Annotated in this window: 17 protein-coding genes and 1 tRNA gene; 8 read left to right on the forward strand and 10 right to left on the reverse strand. The window is 67.8% G+C overall.

What is annotated here, in order from left to right; all coding sequences use genetic code 11:
- Positions 1-21: 21 nt before the first annotated feature.
- Entirely contained in the window at positions 22-273 is a 252-nt protein-coding gene (locus A5697_RS05835) for a hypothetical protein (RefSeq protein ID WP_068008787.1), read from the reverse strand.
- 85 nt (positions 274-358) lie between these two features.
- Positions 359-1,504, reverse strand: a complete 1,146-nt coding sequence (locus A5697_RS05840) for a M20/M25/M40 family metallo-hydrolase (RefSeq protein WP_067946197.1) — start codon at positions 1,502-1,504, stop codon at positions 359-361.
- Between the two features lie 140 nt (positions 1,505-1,644).
- On the opposite strand from A5697_RS05840, the gene A5697_RS05845 reads away from it, so the two are divergent.
- From A5697_RS05845 to A5697_RS05860, 4 genes are all read left to right on the forward strand, one after another.
- A complete protein-coding gene (locus A5697_RS05845; RefSeq protein WP_067946195.1) occupies positions 1,645-2,247 on the forward strand; it encodes a TetR/AcrR family transcriptional regulator in 603 nt (200 codons plus the stop codon).
- Complete coding sequence (locus tag A5697_RS05850) at positions 2,244-3,062, forward strand: hypothetical protein (protein WP_067946193.1); 819 nt, start codon at positions 2,244-2,246, stop codon at positions 3,060-3,062. The genes A5697_RS05845 and A5697_RS05850 overlap by 4 nt, the downstream gene beginning before the upstream one ends.
- Positions 3,063-3,148: 86 nt before the next feature.
- On the forward strand, positions 3,149-5,089 hold the full coding sequence (locus tag A5697_RS05855) for an alpha/beta hydrolase (protein ID WP_067946191.1): 1,941 nt from the start codon (positions 3,149-3,151) through the stop codon (positions 5,087-5,089).
- Complete coding sequence (locus tag A5697_RS05860; RefSeq protein ID WP_231971982.1) at positions 5,086-5,655, forward strand: LppA family lipoprotein; 570 nt, start codon at positions 5,086-5,088, stop codon at positions 5,653-5,655. The genes A5697_RS05855 and A5697_RS05860 overlap by 4 nt, the downstream gene beginning before the upstream one ends.
- A 13-nt stretch (positions 5,656-5,668) precedes the next feature.
- Here A5697_RS05860 and A5697_RS05865 read toward each other — a convergent pair whose 3' ends face one another.
- From A5697_RS05865 to A5697_RS05890, 6 genes are all read right to left on the reverse strand, one after another.
- Positions 5,669-6,289, reverse strand: a complete 621-nt coding sequence (locus A5697_RS05865) for a hypothetical protein (protein ID WP_067946187.1) — start codon at positions 6,287-6,289, stop codon at positions 5,669-5,671.
- Between the two features lie 209 nt (positions 6,290-6,498).
- Positions 6,499-6,571: transfer RNA gene (locus A5697_RS05870), tRNA-Ala, on the reverse strand.
- A gap of 50 nt (positions 6,572-6,621) precedes the next feature.
- Positions 6,622-7,659 (reverse strand): gephyrin-like molybdotransferase receptor GlpR, encoded by a 1,038-nt coding sequence (glpR, locus tag A5697_RS05875; protein ID WP_068008794.1) that lies wholly within the window; start codon positions 7,657-7,659, stop codon positions 6,622-6,624.
- Positions 7,660-7,811: 152 nt separating this feature from the next.
- Complete coding sequence (locus tag A5697_RS05880; protein ID WP_197500928.1) at positions 7,812-8,465, reverse strand: GNAT family N-acetyltransferase; 654 nt, start codon at positions 8,463-8,465, stop codon at positions 7,812-7,814.
- Positions 8,466-8,486: 21 nt separating this feature from the next.
- A complete protein-coding gene (gene glp, locus A5697_RS05885) occupies positions 8,487-9,779 on the reverse strand; it encodes a gephyrin-like molybdotransferase Glp (RefSeq protein ID WP_067946181.1) in 1,293 nt (430 codons plus the stop codon).
- A gap of 54 nt (positions 9,780-9,833) precedes the next feature.
- On the reverse strand, positions 9,834-10,745 hold the full coding sequence (locus tag A5697_RS05890) for a UTP--glucose-1-phosphate uridylyltransferase (protein ID WP_068008796.1): 912 nt from the start codon (positions 10,743-10,745) through the stop codon (positions 9,834-9,836).
- 76 nt (positions 10,746-10,821) lie between these two features.
- On the opposite strand from A5697_RS05890, the gene A5697_RS05895 reads away from it, so the two are divergent.
- The 4 genes from A5697_RS05895 to mscL all read left to right on the forward strand — a co-directional run bounded on the left by A5697_RS05895 (position 10,822) and on the right by mscL (position 13,119).
- A complete protein-coding gene (locus tag A5697_RS05895) occupies positions 10,822-11,421 on the forward strand; it encodes a 5-formyltetrahydrofolate cyclo-ligase (protein ID WP_067946178.1) in 600 nt (199 codons plus the stop codon).
- Positions 11,422-11,509: 88 nt separating this feature from the next.
- Positions 11,510-11,845: an FmdB family zinc ribbon protein gene (locus A5697_RS05900; RefSeq protein ID WP_067946176.1), complete on the forward strand. Its 336-nt coding sequence runs from the start codon at positions 11,510-11,512 to the stop codon at positions 11,843-11,845.
- 67 nt (positions 11,846-11,912) lie between these two features.
- A complete protein-coding gene (locus A5697_RS05905) occupies positions 11,913-12,590 on the forward strand; it encodes an SAF domain-containing protein (RefSeq protein ID WP_068008799.1) in 678 nt (225 codons plus the stop codon).
- 67 nt (positions 12,591-12,657) lie between these two features.
- A complete protein-coding gene (gene mscL / locus A5697_RS05910) occupies positions 12,658-13,119 on the forward strand; it encodes a large-conductance mechanosensitive channel protein MscL (RefSeq protein ID WP_067946171.1) in 462 nt (153 codons plus the stop codon).
- A 5-nt stretch (positions 13,120-13,124) separates the two neighbouring features.
- Here the strand turns inward: mscL and A5697_RS05915 are convergent, their stop codons facing one another.
- A complete protein-coding gene (locus tag A5697_RS05915) occupies positions 13,125-13,682 on the reverse strand; it encodes a molybdenum cofactor biosynthesis protein B (protein WP_067946170.1) in 558 nt (185 codons plus the stop codon).
- Positions 13,682-15,079: S1C family serine protease (locus tag A5697_RS05920; protein ID WP_231971983.1), on the reverse strand; the 1,398-nt coding region annotated here is incomplete at its 5' end. The genes A5697_RS05920 and A5697_RS05915, both read right to left, overlap by 1 nt.

Raw genomic sequence — 15,079 nt, forward strand, 5'->3', positions numbered from 1 at the left:
CGCAAAGCCGGGCTGACGGGACTAGGAGGCCACCTTGCACACGCCGAGGACTCGAACGACGGGCGTGCCCGCCGCGCACTCGAGCACCCAGGGGTCGCCGCCCTCGACCGGTTCCGACGTCAGGGTGAACATCACCGGCTGACCGCTGCGCTGCGTCATCTGCGTGCATTCGACCTGGAACAGGCGATAATCGCCGCCCTGATCGATGGCGAGCGAAAACCCTGGCCGCACCGACTCAACCGGCACCTTCTGCAGGTAGTAGTCAACGTTCATCCGTCGACCGTAGGACCGGCATTCCGGCGCGCCGGGGGCCGCCACGCGCCTCTTAAGCAATGTTCAGGCAAATTTTGGGACCGTATTAATCTTCGCCGCGCGCGTGCGCACCGGGCTGCAGGACGAACTCGACGATGATCGACGCCATGTCGTCGATCGCGCTGCGGGGCATGACTTCGAAACCGTGGGTGCTCAGCGTGGGCACGCACAGCAAGCCCGCGCGCGGCGTCAGCCCGTTGGCCTTCGAGTGCGAGGCGTCGGATTCGAAAGCACCCAAAACGGCCGCCTGCGGCGACAGACCCAGCTCGGTGGCGATGCTCATCAGCCGGTCGGCGACGTCTTTGTCGTAGACGCACAAGGCGTCGCTGTAGCCGACGATCGGGCCGCCGCTCACGGTGGTGCCGTACTCCTGCTCGGTGGGGCCAACCTCCAGCGCCAGGGTGAGGGTGCCGGGCAGCGATCCGCTGGCGTAGGTGCCGCCCACCCCTCCGATCTCCTCGTTGGTGGTGAACACGAGGTAGAGGTCGTCGACGGGCCGCTGGCCGCGTTCGCGCAGCCGGGCGGCCGCGCGCAGCAGCGCGGTCACGGCGGCGCGGTCGTCGAGGAAGTAACAGCCCACGTACCCGCCGAACTCGACCAGCGTCCTCTTGCTGCGCTCGACGCACACCCGGGTGCCCGGTCGCACGCCGGCGACCTCTAGCTCGTCGGTGCTCAGGCCGGTGAAGACGTAGACGTGATCCCAGTCCAGGGCCTTGTCGCCCTGGTCGGGCTTGGTCTGCCAGATCCGCGGGCTTTCCTGGGTGGTGTGCTCGGAGCCGAGCGTGAGCACCGCGGTCAGCATCTCGTGCTGGCCGAGCACGGCGACCGGTCCGAGACCGAAGTTGCCGGGGTACATCGTGCCCAGCTGGGTGAGGTGCAGCGTGCCGTCCGGTTCCACGCGCTTGACCAGCATGGACAGTTCGTCCATGTGCGCCATGATCCGCGTCCCGACGCCGGGTTCGGCCGCCGAGGACACCCGGTGCCGGTGCGCGCGTCCAACACCGTCGGCCGGAGGGTCGGCGGCGATGTACCCGATCAGGTTGCCGGCGTCGTCGCTCCACATGTCGTCGACGACGGGACGCAGTTCGCGGGCACAGACGGCGCGTACGTCGGCCTCCTGGCCGCACGGCCCGTAGGCCCACAGGAGTTCCTGCAGCAGGCCGTCGGTGGAGTTGTCCTCGCGCGTCGCCATTCGGTCCTTTCGGGTTCGTGGCTTGTCCGAAAGGATCAGTACCCCGCTCGTGCGGTGTGCAACCGCGGGCGCTCTAGTCCCCTCTAAGTCGCTGACGACCGTCATTGACGGGCGTCAATGGTCTGCCGTAACGTGCTTTCATGAATTCACCCGCCCCTACCGAGGCTGCAACGGCGCGGGGCGTCCGGGAGGCTCAACGACTCGAAACGCGGGCACGCTTGTTCGACGCCGCGTTGGCGGAGATTGCGCGGCGCGGGTTAGCCGCTGCCGACGTGAGTGCCATCGCCGCTGCGGCGGGCGTGGTGCGGGGAACGTTCTATTTCCACTTCCCGACGAAGGAGCACATCCTTACCGAGCTGGAGCGCAACGAGGAGATCCGGATCATCAGCGAACTCGGCGACGCCGAGGGTGACCTGACGTCGACACTATTGCGGCTCGTCGCTCGTGTGCTAGACGCCGAACGCCGTTTGGGCGCAGTGGTTTTCCGCGACATGCTCGGTCTGCATTTCTCGTCCTCACGTCCCGTCGAATACGAGCTGGCGCAACACCCGGTCGCCGAGTTTCTGGTCGGCGTGATCGCCCGGGCGCAATCCGCGGGGCAAGTCTCCGGGGAGGTAGACGCCACCGAACTCGGGACGTTCTTTCTCACCGGGCTCTTCGCCCTGCTGGCCACCGGAACACACGATCCTGCGCAGTTAAGCCGTTACGTGACAACGATTGTCAAAGGAATGGAGAAAAGATGAACGGCATCGAGGGATACCGGGAGTTTCTGGCCCGGCGTGACGGCGAAGCCGACCTGCTCAACAGGCGGTTGGCGAATCGCGAGCAATTCTTCAACGAACTCGAGGCGAACCCCATCCGGTCAGCCCACCCCGCCGACCGAAACACCTTCCTTCGCAACCTGCGCCGCCGGCGACCGGAAGCCGGGCTGGATCGCAAGATGCTGTTCCTGCTGGCGACGGCCAAACTCAACCAGGCTGAGCGGTTTGGCGTTGGGCTCGGCGAAACCTACGGGCGCAACAGCGACGAGAACCTGCCTCCCGAAAACGTCTATCTCGAGCTCGAAGAGCACTACCACACGCGGCTGCTGGCCTACGCCCTGGACATCTTTGACTTGACATTCCAGGTCGTCCCCCCACCGTTCGTGATGCGCCAATTCGTGAAGACCGGGGTGTTCATTCCCGCACGGTTGGGCTTTCTGTTCGTCGGGGCCGCCGAGATGGCGGGCTGCATCATGTTCGACGAGTTGCGCCGCGCCGGCGCCGATCTGTTCGCCGACGAGCCGGAAGTCGCCGAGCGAATCGAACTGCTGTACAGCGAGATTCTCACCGACGAAATCGGCCACGTCGGTTACTGCGCTTCGCGTTGCACCGCCGGGGAGCGGGCGATCATGCGCCGCATCTACCCGCTCATCGGACGGCTGTTCGCCCGCCAAACGGCCGAGATCAGCCTGCTGATCGACCCGAAGGCGTTGCACGCCCGCCTCGACCGGCCCTTCGACGTCGAGGAACTCACCGCCGGGCTGGACAACGAAACCTATCTGGTCACCCACCCGTGAAGAGCCGCTTGAACACGAGATCCGGCTGGGCGGAGTAACGTCATCAGCCTGTCCGGGGAACGAATGGCGAACTTTCTGGCGGTGCGATGCAGCTGGTCTGGCTCAACGTTGCCGATTTGATCGGCCAGGCCGGCGGTGACCCGTGGGCGATCAACCGGAGTCTGCAGGCCGGGAACCCGTTCGAGATTTCGCGATTGGCGGAGGCGTTCCACCAAGCCGGGGTATGCACCGCCGAGGCGGACCATGCGTTCGAGCAAGCCCGTAACCGTTTCGACGCGGCCTGGAACCACCAGAACGGCGACCACCCGATCAACGATTCCGCCGAGGTGCAGCGCACGGTCAAATCGCTTGGGGCGCAATCCCTGAAGTTGCCCAAGATCGGCGTCGACCTGGAAAACATCGCGGCCTCCCTGGCCGAGGCGCAGAAGGCGGGCGCCGCCGAGATCGCCGCGCTGGAACGGCAGTTGCAGCTGCTCGACAAACTCATCGGCGCGGCGATGAAGGATCTGGAGGACCCCAACCTCGATCCCCAGAGTCGTTCGCAGTTGCAGTCGTTGATCAAAGACGCCCGCGCCGACGCCGCCGACGAGACCAGGGACGCTCTGCACCAGCTGCAGTCGATCCGCGACGGCTACTCCAACACGCTGCAGCGGTCACTGGGCGCTCTGCACGGCGATGGATACGACCAGTCGGGTATCCAGGCGGTCGAGGGTCCCCTGTCGCCGGTACCGGACCTGCCGGATGACCCCAAGCAGTTTGCGGACGTCTGGAACACTCTTACGCCCGCGCAGAAGGACCGCGAGTATCAACGGAACCCATTGATCGGGAATCACAATGGGATGCCCGCGGTGGACCGGGATCATTACAACCGGCTCACTCTCGCCGACGAACTGGGCCGCGCTCAGGCGGCCGCCGCCCAGGCCGACGCGCTTAAGGCCCAGCATCCCGATTGGGCGGCGGGCAAGAACATTCCGCCGCCGAACGAGCCGGGGGCGATTTTCGACGACCGCCTCGCCTACGAGGCGTGGCAACGCCAATACGATGCCGCCCGGGACGGGGCCAAGTACCTGCCCGACCTGCAGGCCGTCGACAAAACCGTCAAAGCGAGCCCCGATCGCAAGCTCATGCTGCTCGACACCAAAACCGGCAAGCAGGCCCGCGCCGCGATCGCGGTCGGAGACCCCGACACGGCCACCCACGTATCGGTCACGGCGCCCGGTTTGAACACCACCGTCCACGGCGCCATCGGGGGCATGGTGTCCGAGGCGACCGACGCCAGAAAGGAAGCCCTCCGCCAATTGAGCCTGACCCCTGGGCACGAACACGACACCGTCTCGGCCATCGCGTGGATTGGTTATGACCCGCCGCAGGTGCCGGGCATGGACGATCTCGGCAAATCGCTCGCCGGCGGCTGGGACGTCAGCCACGACGCCGTGGCCAGGGCCGGTGCGCATGACCTGGCCGGCTTCTACGACGGGATACAGGCCGCCCACCAGGGCGGCCCCGCCGACCTCACCGCGATTGGACACTCCTACGGCTCACTGACCACCGGACTTGCCCTGCAAGAGCCCGGCGATCACGGGGTGTCGCGGGCGCTGTTCTACGGCTCCCCCGGCATCGAAGCCTCCACGCCCCAGCAGCTACATCTGCAGCCCGGCCACGTGTTCACCATGGAAACGCCCGACGACCCGATCCAGTGGACGTACGACGGGCCAGCCATCGCCCACGACGTGGCACCGTTCCTGCCGCCGCCCTTCCGAGACATCGCTACCAGCGTCCTGGGCGCGGCGGACGCCTCCGGCGCCGGCCACTTCGGCCCGAACCCGGCGACCAACCCCAACTTCACCCACCTGGCCACCGGTGCCACCACTGTGCCCGACGGCCATGGCGGCACCCTCACCCTTCAAGACGCGCACGGCCACAGCGATTACCCTCGCTTCCCCGACGGCGGCGGGCTCAGGACGACCAACTACAACATCGCCGCCGTCCTTGCCGGACTCGGAGATAAGGCGGTTCCCACGAAGTGAGCAAGAACCAGTACAGCCCCCGGAACCTGCAACGCCACGGCATTCTGGGCATCGTCGTGGCCGCAATCGCACTAGCCGCAGGAGGATGCCACGTGAGCCACCCCTACGCACCCACCCCACCCAACGATGCGGCCAAGGCCCTCCAGGTGCTCAAGTCCCTGCCCTCGTTCGAGGACACCCAAAGTCAGGTGCAGGCCGCGATGAACGAGATCACCGCCGCCGCAAGCAAATTGATCCCCTCGATCAAGTGGGAGACACCGCACGAGGGCTCGGGCGACAACTGCGAGCGACCGTACGAGCAAACCGACGGCAAACGCTACTTCCTCCCCGATGCCGTTGCCGCCAACGTGCCGGTCTCCGAGCAACAGTGGGCGACGATCGAAGAGACCGCCAAACAGGCGGCCGCCAAGATCGACGCCACCGAGGTGCAGGTGATGCAGAACAGCCCCGGGAACCATGACGTGGGGTTCTACGGCCCCACCGGGATCTTCATCAAAGTCGGCTACCGGGGAAACCTGGTCGTCGCCGGCTACACCGGCTGCCGGCTGCCCCGCGACAAGAAATAGCTTGGGTGGTCGGCTATTCCGCGGACCAGAAATACGTGTAGTACTCCCGGACTTCCATTACCGATGACCACTGCGGAAATCCAGCGATAATCTCGGCATCGCCCAACTCCCCCATATCGGGCGGAGTATCGCCCAACCCCTCGATCTGCCCGATGTAAATACGAGCTGCTTGACCCGACACGGTCAAACGACCGAATCGCAGAACATAGTCCGGCGGTTCAGCGCGCTTCGAACCCTCAAGAGGCAATGACGCGCCGGCCGCATCAACCGCCCACGAGTCCTCGTTCCCGGCATCCCGCGTCGGGAATGGCCCCCCGGCCCGTGCAGATCGCGTCGGCTCCCAATCACCATATTGAGCGTGCCAGGGGCGCTGACGCACCTGGTCGTCGTTCGACCAGGTCACGCCTCCCACGCCGTTCAGCACGACCAGGGCCGCGTTCGAACCCTCGAAGTCGCGACACCATTGAATGGCGCACAGAACTCCGACGCGGGAGCGCTGGGGTGACAGGCGCATATCAATGAACTCGGCTTCATCCAGCGCGCCCACCAAGACGAGGGGATTTCGTCGCGAGGACGTTGTTGCCTCCACCTCCGGTGTGAATTCGTAAAGCTGACTGACCGGATAAAGACTCATGGGTAGTAGCTTCTCCAACGCGTGGCCATCGCCTGCACACCGGCCGTATCCACACGCAGTGCTTGAGACACGAGCGACGTGTAGGCACGCGGATTTGCGCCTACGAGACACCGCGACCACGCCGGACCTGGCCGCCGCGCGCGGCCCGGCCAGACTGCCGCGCGCTCCCGATGTTGCTCGAACGATGCGCCTGACCTGCTCAAACTTTGTGGAGCTAAGGGGATTCGAACCCCTGACCTACTCGATGCGAACGAGTCGCGCTACCAACTGCGCCATAGCCCCTGACCGCTAGCAGGCTACCAGCCGCGGCGCGAACCGCCGAACCGCCGGCACTACTCGCCGACGGCCCGCGGCAGGTCCCGGGGCCAACCGTAGTTCCGCATCGCCATCGCGTAGTCCAGGTGCTCGAAGATCGGGTCCTCGTCGTCGATTTCCAGCACGACCGCGCCCGGACGCCGCAGCCGCGACGGGACCACGTCGTAGTCGCGGTCGTAGGCGTTCTCCACGCCCATCCGCGCCCGCGCCATCCGCTGCATGCGGCGGTGACGCACCTTCTCCTCGATGCGGGTCTGACGCCGCAGGTAGGCCAGGTACAGCAGCGTCACCGCGGTGGCAGTGCCGCACGCCCACCAGGCGCTCGGCGAGATCTTGAATGCCGCTGTGGCCGTGCCGACCAGGACGACCGCCATCACCATCAGCACGCGCTTGCGGAACTTGTACTTGCGGGCGCTGACCGCGGCGGCGGTCTTCGCGTCGAACCGGCGGCGCCGGGAGGCGTTCCGCGGGACCGGCGCAGGCATTTCCTCGTCGTCGGTCTCGGCCTCGGGCTCCAGACCCGATGAGTCCTCGACGTATTCGAATCCTTCGTCGTCTTCTTCGTCGCTGGCGTGGGCGACGACGTCGGTGTCGGAATCCTCGTCGTCCTCGCCGGCCTCGGCTTCCTCCTCGACCGCCGCGCCCGCCGGGAGCGCCTGTGAATCCTCGACGACGTCGACGTCGAGGTAGTCGGGCTCGGTGCGCTCCGGCACCGCGACCTTCATGACCACCGGGCGCAACTGGCGCAGCTCGTCGGTGTCGCTGTCGTCTGCATGCTCGTCGTCGTCATCCCCGGCGAGGTCGCGGTCCTCGTCGAGCTCGGTTTCGGCCGACTCTTCCGGCGGCTTCCAGTCGGGGTCGCTGCGGTGACCGGCGGCCGGACCGCTGCGTTTGATGAGGCGCGAGTTCCCTCCCCCATTGAGGACCCGGGTCGCCAGGGCCACGTCACTGGTGCGCCGCACGGCGTCGCGTTTGCTGACGAGCATCGGCACCAAGACGAACAGCCAGAGCACTACTAGCGAGATCCACAACAGTGACTGCGGAATGCTTGGCATGACGACCTGCTCTCTTTGGTTCCGATTCCGCGAAGCCCCTCGGAGGCCAGCGCGGCCGGGTCTTGGTGACCAGGACAATTACACACCTGTAATTTGCCTCTCACAAGCACCACAAGTCACTCGTGTCGCGGTAGCCACATAGCGTGGGGCGGTCAGGCCCAGCTGGCGTGCCCGCCCCGGACCAGGGTCGAGGCCACCGATCCGGACACCTCTTCGGCCGTGAGGGCCATCAAGAGATGGTCCCGCCACGCCTTGTCCACCTCGAGGTAGCGCTGCAGCAACCCCTCCTGGCGGAACCCGACTTTCGCCAATACCGCCCGACTGGCGGCGTTTTCGGGCCGCACCGTCGCCTCAACGCGATGCAGCATCACCGGGCCGAAGCAATGGTCCAGGCCCAGCGCCAGCGCCGCCGTGGCGACCCCGCCACCGGTGGCCGACCGCGGAACCCAGTAGCCGATCCAAGCCGACCGCAGGGCCCCGTGGGTGACGTTGCCGATGGTGAGCTGGCCACAGAAGTGCCCGTCGAGCTCGATGACGTACGGCAGCATGCGGCCCGCACGGGCCTCGGCGCGCAGGCCGGAGCACAGCGCCGGCCACGCGGCGACCGTGTGCCGGGTCGTCCAATCGCCCTCCGCGCTGGGCTCCCACGGCTCGAGGTGCGCGCGGTCGGCCAACCGGATGCGGCTCCACTGGGCGCCGTCGCGCATCCGCACCGCCCGCAACCGGACCACCCCCGCCGGGACCCGCAACGGCCCGACATCCAGCGGCCAACCCGGATGGCGGGCGTTGGTACGCAACAGGTTCACGTGCGCGCGGAGTCGTTGCACTTAACCGCGCTGAGCCAAGAAGGCGACGTCGACGATCTCGCCGGTGCGGATTTGTTCGGCGCCGCTGGGCACCACCACGAGGCAGTTCGCTTCGGCGAGGGTGGCCAGCAGGTGCGAGGACGCCCCCGGCGCCCCGCCCAGCGCCTGTACCAGGTATTCACCGGTCTCCTGGTCGCGCATCAGCTGGCCGCGCAGGTAGCCCTTGCGCCCGGCGACCGATGTGATCGGCGACAGCGTGCGGGCTTGCACGATCCGGCGCATCGGTTGGCGCTTGCCCAGGGAGAGCCGGATCAGCGGCCGCACCATCACCTCGAACACCACCAGGGCGCTGACCGGGTTGGCGGGCAGCAGGAACGTCGGGACGCCGTCGCGGCCCAGCTGCCCGAAGCCCTGGACGGACCCGGGATGCATCGCGACGCGGACGACCTCCATCTCCCCCAGCTCGGAAAGGACCGACCGCACCGGCTCGGCCGCGGCGCCGCCGACGCCGCCGGCGATCACCACCACTTCGGCGCGGTTGATCTGGCCCTCGATGACTTCGCGGAATTCACCGGGATCGCCGCTGACGATGCCGATGCGGTTGACCTCCGCGCCGGCATCGCGGGCCGCCGCCGCCAGCGCGTAGGAGTTGACGTCGTAGACCTGGCCGTTGCCGGGGGTGCGCGAGATGTCGACGAGTTCGCCGCCGACGGCCACCACCGTCACCCGCGGCCGCGGATGGACCAGGACCCGTTCGCGCCCGACCGCGGCCAGCAGGCCGACCTGGGCCGCGCCGATCACCGTGCCGGCCCGTACCGCGACGTCACCGGGCTGCACATCGTCCCCGGTGCGACGCACGTACGCGCCCGACGGCGCCCCGCGCAGGATCCGCACCCGCGAGCTGCCGCCATCGGTCCAGCGCAACGGGATGACGGCGTCCGCCAGCGTGGGCAGCGGGGCCCCGGTGTGCACGCGGGCGGCCTGGCGGGGCTGCAAGCGACTCGGCGTGCGCGCACCGGCCTCGACGGTTCCCATCACGGGCAGGACCAGGCCCTCGCGCCGGTCTTCGTCGAGCTCCGCATCGCCGGGCGGCTCACCCAGACTGTCGACGCCCACCTCGCCGATGCCCAGCACGTCGACGCTGCGCACCGCGTAACCGTCGATCGCGGCCTGATCGAACCCGGGCATGGGGCGCTCGGTGACCACTTCCTCGGCGCACATCAGCCCCTGCGCCTCGGCGATGGCCACGCGGATGGGCCGCGGAGCCACCGCGGCGGCCGTTATCCGGGCCTGCTGCTCCTCCACAGAACGCACAGCGCGCCTCCCTGCCCTAGACGGGCGCCGTCTCGGACCGGGCGCATCGGCCTGCTACTTCTCGGCCAGGCCTAACCGCGCCACCAACCATCGCCGCAAATCCGGGCCGTAGTCGTCACGATCCAATGCAAAGTCAACCGCAGCCTTGAGGTAGCCGCCGGGATTTCCCAAGTCGTGTCGGGATCCGCGGTGCACGACGACATGCACGGGGTGGCCCTCGGAAATGAGCAGGGCGATCGCATCGGTCAGCTGCACTTCGCCGCCCACCCCACGGTCGACGCGACGCAACGCGTCGAACACGGCGCGGTCGAGGATGTAGCGGCCCGCCGCGGCCAGCATCGACGGCGCGTCCTCGCGCTTGGGCTTCTCGACCATGCCGTTGACCTTCAGCACGTCGGGGTTGTCGTCGCCGGGCACCGGCTCGACGTCGAAAACCCCGTAGGCGCTGATCTCTTCGGGCGTCACCTCGATGGCGCACAACACCGTCCCGCCGTGGTCCGCCCGCACCTTGGCCATCGTCTCCAGCACGCCGGTCGGCAGCACCAGGTCGTCGGGCAGCAGCACCATCACGGCGTCGTCATCGGACGTCAGCGCAGGTTCCACGCAGCTGATGGCGTGCCCCAGGCCCAGCGGCTCGGCCTGAACCACGGACTCGACCTTGATCAGCTGCGGCGCGCGGCGCACCTTGTCGAGCATGGCCTTCTTGCCGCGGGCCTCCAGCGTGCCCTCGAGGACCAGGTCCTCGACGAAGTGCGCGACGACGCCGTCCTTGCCCTCGGAGGTGATGATCACCAGGCGGTCGGCGCCCGCCTCAGCCGCCTCCGCGGCGACCAGCTCGATGCCGGGGGTATCGACGACCGGCAGCAGCTCCTTGGGAACCGTTTTCGTCGCGGGCAGGAAGCGGGTACCAAGACCGGCAGCGGGCACGATCGCCGTGTGTGGGACCACCACTTTTGGGCTTGACATTGTTCACACGATAACCCGAGTGCGGTTTGCCGAGTCGATGTGGCGCGGCCGAAGACCCGGCTGGAATGGTTGAGGCATGGCGACCACCAGCAAGGCCGTGTTGCGGGCGCAGCTGCAGGCGGCCCGGCGCGGCGTTGCCGACGCCGTTCGGGCCGCCGAGGCGCGAATGTTGTGCGAGCGGCTGCAGGCCGCGGAAAGCTTGGTGAGCAGCGGCAGCACCGTCTGCGCATACGTGCCGGTGGGTGCCGAGCCCGGCTCGATCGACATGCTGGACGTGTTGCTGCGGCTGGCGGGCCGGGTGCTGCTGCCGGTTGCGCGCACCACCGCCGACAACGCGCCGCTGCCGTTGCGCTGGGGTGAATACCGGCCCGGCACATTGACATCGGCGCGGTGGGGATTGCTGGAGCCCCCGGAGCCGTGGCTGCCGGCGTCGGCGATCGTGGAGGCGGGCCTGATCCTGGTGCCGTCGTTGGCCGTCGACCGCTCCGGGGTGCGGCTGGGCCGCGGTCGCGGTTTCTACGATCGCTCCCTGCCCGCCCGCGACCCCCGCGCCCGGCTGATCGCGCTCGTGCGCGACGCGGAGTTGGTCGACGAGTTGCCGGCCGAGCCGCACGACATACCGATGACCGACGCGCTCACGCCGCGAGTGGGACTAACACCACTCGATCTGGGGTAACAGATCGGGAATGAGCGGTGTCACGTGGCGGTTCTAGCACTTGAGACGCTAGAGTGCTAACAGACTTTGCAATCATCCGGAGGTTTTTGTGCCGACTTACAGCTATCAGTGCACCGAGTGCGACGATCGCTTCGACATCGTGCAGGCCTTCACCGACGATGCGCTGACCACCTGCAAGCGCTGCTCCGGGCGGCTGCGCAAGCGCTTCAACTCCGTGGGCGTGGTGTTCAAGGGCAGCGGCTTCTACCGCACAGACAGCCGCGAGTCCGGCAAGAAGTCCACGAGTTCCACCAATGGGTCCGCTTCGAGCGACTCCGGGTCGACCTCGGGATCCACCGAGAAGTCCGGGTCGAGCGAGAAATCCGGCTCGACCGAGAAGTCGAGCAGCACCTCCACGGCGTCCGCTGCCGCTGCCTCGAGCTAACGGGTTATCCACAAACGCATTTGCCGCCGGCATGCGCCGGTGACCGCGTTGCGCTTACGTTCGCGGCGTGGGCGAATCATCGCTGAATCCAAGCCTGTTCAGCCGCCTGTTGATGCTGCGTCCGGATTGGACCAGGACCGTCCTGGCGCGGCGTGTCGCCGCCTGCGGGCTGGTCGTGTTGGCCGCCCTGGCCGCGCTGCGCTCCGACCCGGCCGGTGATTATGCCGAGGTGGTGGTCGCCGATCACGACCTGCGGCCGGGCGTCGCGTTGACCCCCGCCGATGTTCGTCTCGAAAAGCGTTTGGCCGCAACCATTCCCGATGGGTCGCTGGCGGATGTCAGCGCCGTGGCCGGTTCGACGCTGGCCGGGCCGGCGAGGCGCGGCGAGGTGCTCACCGATGTGCGGCTATTGGGCAGCCGGCTGGCCGAGGCCGCCATCGCGTCGAAGGCGGGACCCGGGGCCCGCATCGTGCCGCTGCGGCTGGCGGACGGCGCCCTGATCGACCTGGTCCGCGTCGGCGACGTCGTCGACGTACTGGCCGCACCGACAACCGGCTCGTCGGAGCCCTCCCAGGCCGCTCCGAAAGTGGTGGCCACCGACGCCGTCGTGGTGCTCGTGTCGGCCAAGCCAAAGGTCCAGGGCGCGGACGGCGACCGCGTAGTGTTAGTTGCGCTGCCGGCTCGCGTGGCGAACACGGTGGCGGGCTCGACGCTGGGTCAGGCGGTGACCCTCACCCTGCACTGAGTGCCTCGCCGCCGTTGGTCACGCAGCCGACAGCAAACTCTGTCCAATCCCAGGAAGGACATCTGGAATGTTCAAAGGGTTCAAGGAGTTTCTCTCGCGGGGCAACATCGTCGACCTGGCCGTCGCGGTGGTCATCGGTACTGCCTTCACCGCACTGGTCACGAAGTTCACCGACAGCATCATCACACCGCTGATCAACCGGATCGGCGTCAAACAGCAATCCAACGTCGGCATCTTGAAGATCAGCATCGGTGGCGGCCAGACCATCGACCTGAACATCCTGCTGTCGGCCGCGATCAACTTTGTGCTGATCGCCGCGGTCGTCTACTTCTTCGTCGTGCTGCCCTACAACACGCTGCGTAAGCGCGGTGAGGTCGAGCAGGCCGACGACGCCCAGATCGTTCTGCTCACCGAAATTCGCGACCTGCTCGCCCAGACCAACGGAGATTCGTCAGGCAAGCACGGCGGCACGAGCACGACGCCTCCGCCCGAGCACGGACCGCGCGCCGACGCCGAAGCACAGACCTGAGGCGGTCAGATCTCCAGGCTGGACAGCTGCCCGATGATTTGAGCGGCCAGCGGGTTCAGCGTCGCCATGCCGTCGCGCACCGCGTACCGGGAACCGGCCAGGTTCACCACCAACGTGCTCCCGGACACCCCGGCCAGGCCGCGTGACAGTCCGGCGTCGATGATCCCCGCGGACAGCCCGGAGCCCCGGATGGCTTCGGCAATGCCCAGGATTTCCCGGTCCAGGATCTCGCGGGTGGCCTCCGGGGTGACGTCGCGCGGCGTGACGCCCGTGCCGCCGACGGAGACCACCAGGTCCACCCCGCCGATCACCGCGGTGTTGAGCGCGTTGCGAATTTCGACCTCGTCCGCCGCGACCGCAACCACACCGTCGACGACGAATCCCGCCTCGGTCAGCAGTTCGGTTACCAGCGGCCCACTGTGGTCCTCGTCCCCGTGAGCGGTGCGATCGTCGACCACCACGACCAGAGCCCGGCCGACCACCAACTCCGCACCCGTTTCCATGGGTGCCACGGTATAACCGAGATCCGACAATCCCGCCGCCGAGGGTTCTTCGACTCGCATTACTGATCCGCCTTCCCCAGGGTCACCGGCACGGTACGGCTGCCACCAGCGGGATCCTGGAAGGTCAGCGAGATCTTGTCGCCGGGCGCCTTGGACCGCACGGCCGCGACCAGGGCGTCAGCGCTACTGATCGGACGATCGTCGACCTTGGTGACGATCACATTCTTCGGCACGCCGGCGCTCGAGGCCGCACCACCCGGCACGACGTCGACGACCTTGGCTCCCGGGGAGCCCTTGTCGTTCGTCACCTGCACGCCGAGCGAGGCGTGCGACGCCTTGCCACTACTGATCAGCTCGTCGGCGATGCGCTTGGCCTGGTCGACCGGGATCGCGAAACCGAGCCCGATCGAACCGCTCTGGGCGTCCGGCGAGTCGGCACCCAGGGTGGCGATGGCCGAGTTCACGCCCACCAGCTGGCCGTTCATGTTGACCAGCGCGCCGCCGGAGTTACCCGGATTGATGGCGGCGTCGGTCTGAATCGCGTCCAGCACGGTGTTCTGGTTGCCCGACTCACCGGTGGTGGACACCGGCCGATTCAACGCACTGACGATCCCGGTGGTCACCGTGCCCGACAGGCCCAGCGGCGACCCAATGGCCACCACCGGTTGGCCGACGCGTAGGTCCGATGAGGAGCCCAGGGAGATCGGGGTGAGGCCGGAGACGCCCTGCACGCGGATCACGGCGATGTCGCTGGTGGGATCGGCGCCCAGGACCGTGAAGGGTGCGGTACGGCCGTCGGCGAAGGTCACGGTTGTCTTGGGAGCCGGACCACCGGGTCCGCCACCCGGGCCTCCAGGCGGACCGCCGGGGGCCGGAGCGGCCGGGCCCTTCGGCGGCCCCGCGGCCGCCGCGACCACGTGGTTGTTGGTCAGGATCAGCCCGTCGGCGGAAAGGATGATGCCGGAGCCCTCTTCGGACTGGCGGCCCAGATCGGTCTCCAGCATGACGACGCTGGGCACCACCTTTGAGGCGACCTGTTCGACGCTGCCGGGCGGCATGTTCGCCGCCGGGACGGTGGGCGCGCCGATGACGGTGCGCCCGTTGCCGTTGGTGGTGTGGCTGCCCAGCTCGACAGCCGTCGCCGCGGCTCCGCCGATGCCCGCCGACACCACCGCGATGGCCAACGCGCCTACGGTCAACAGCCCTGCGCGGGACCGTTTTTGGGGGCCCGGCGGCGGCATCGGCGGCATCATGCCGGGAATCGGTCCGGTCCCGGTAGCGCCGGGCAGGGGGCCTACCCCGGTTCCCGTCGGCGTCCGGCCTGGACCGGTGCCGTTGTACGGGTCATAGGGCTGCCGGAATTGGGATGTCTGCGATTGATGCCGCCAGTCGAATGGCTGGCTATACGGTTGCCCGTAAGCAGAGGTCCCCGGGTGGGTGGGGGTAGGCCCCCTGCC

The organism is Mycobacterium sp. E3251, from assembly GCF_001666835.1.
In the GTDB taxonomy this organism is placed as follows: domain Bacteria; phylum Actinomycetota; class Actinomycetes; order Mycobacteriales; family Mycobacteriaceae; genus Mycobacterium.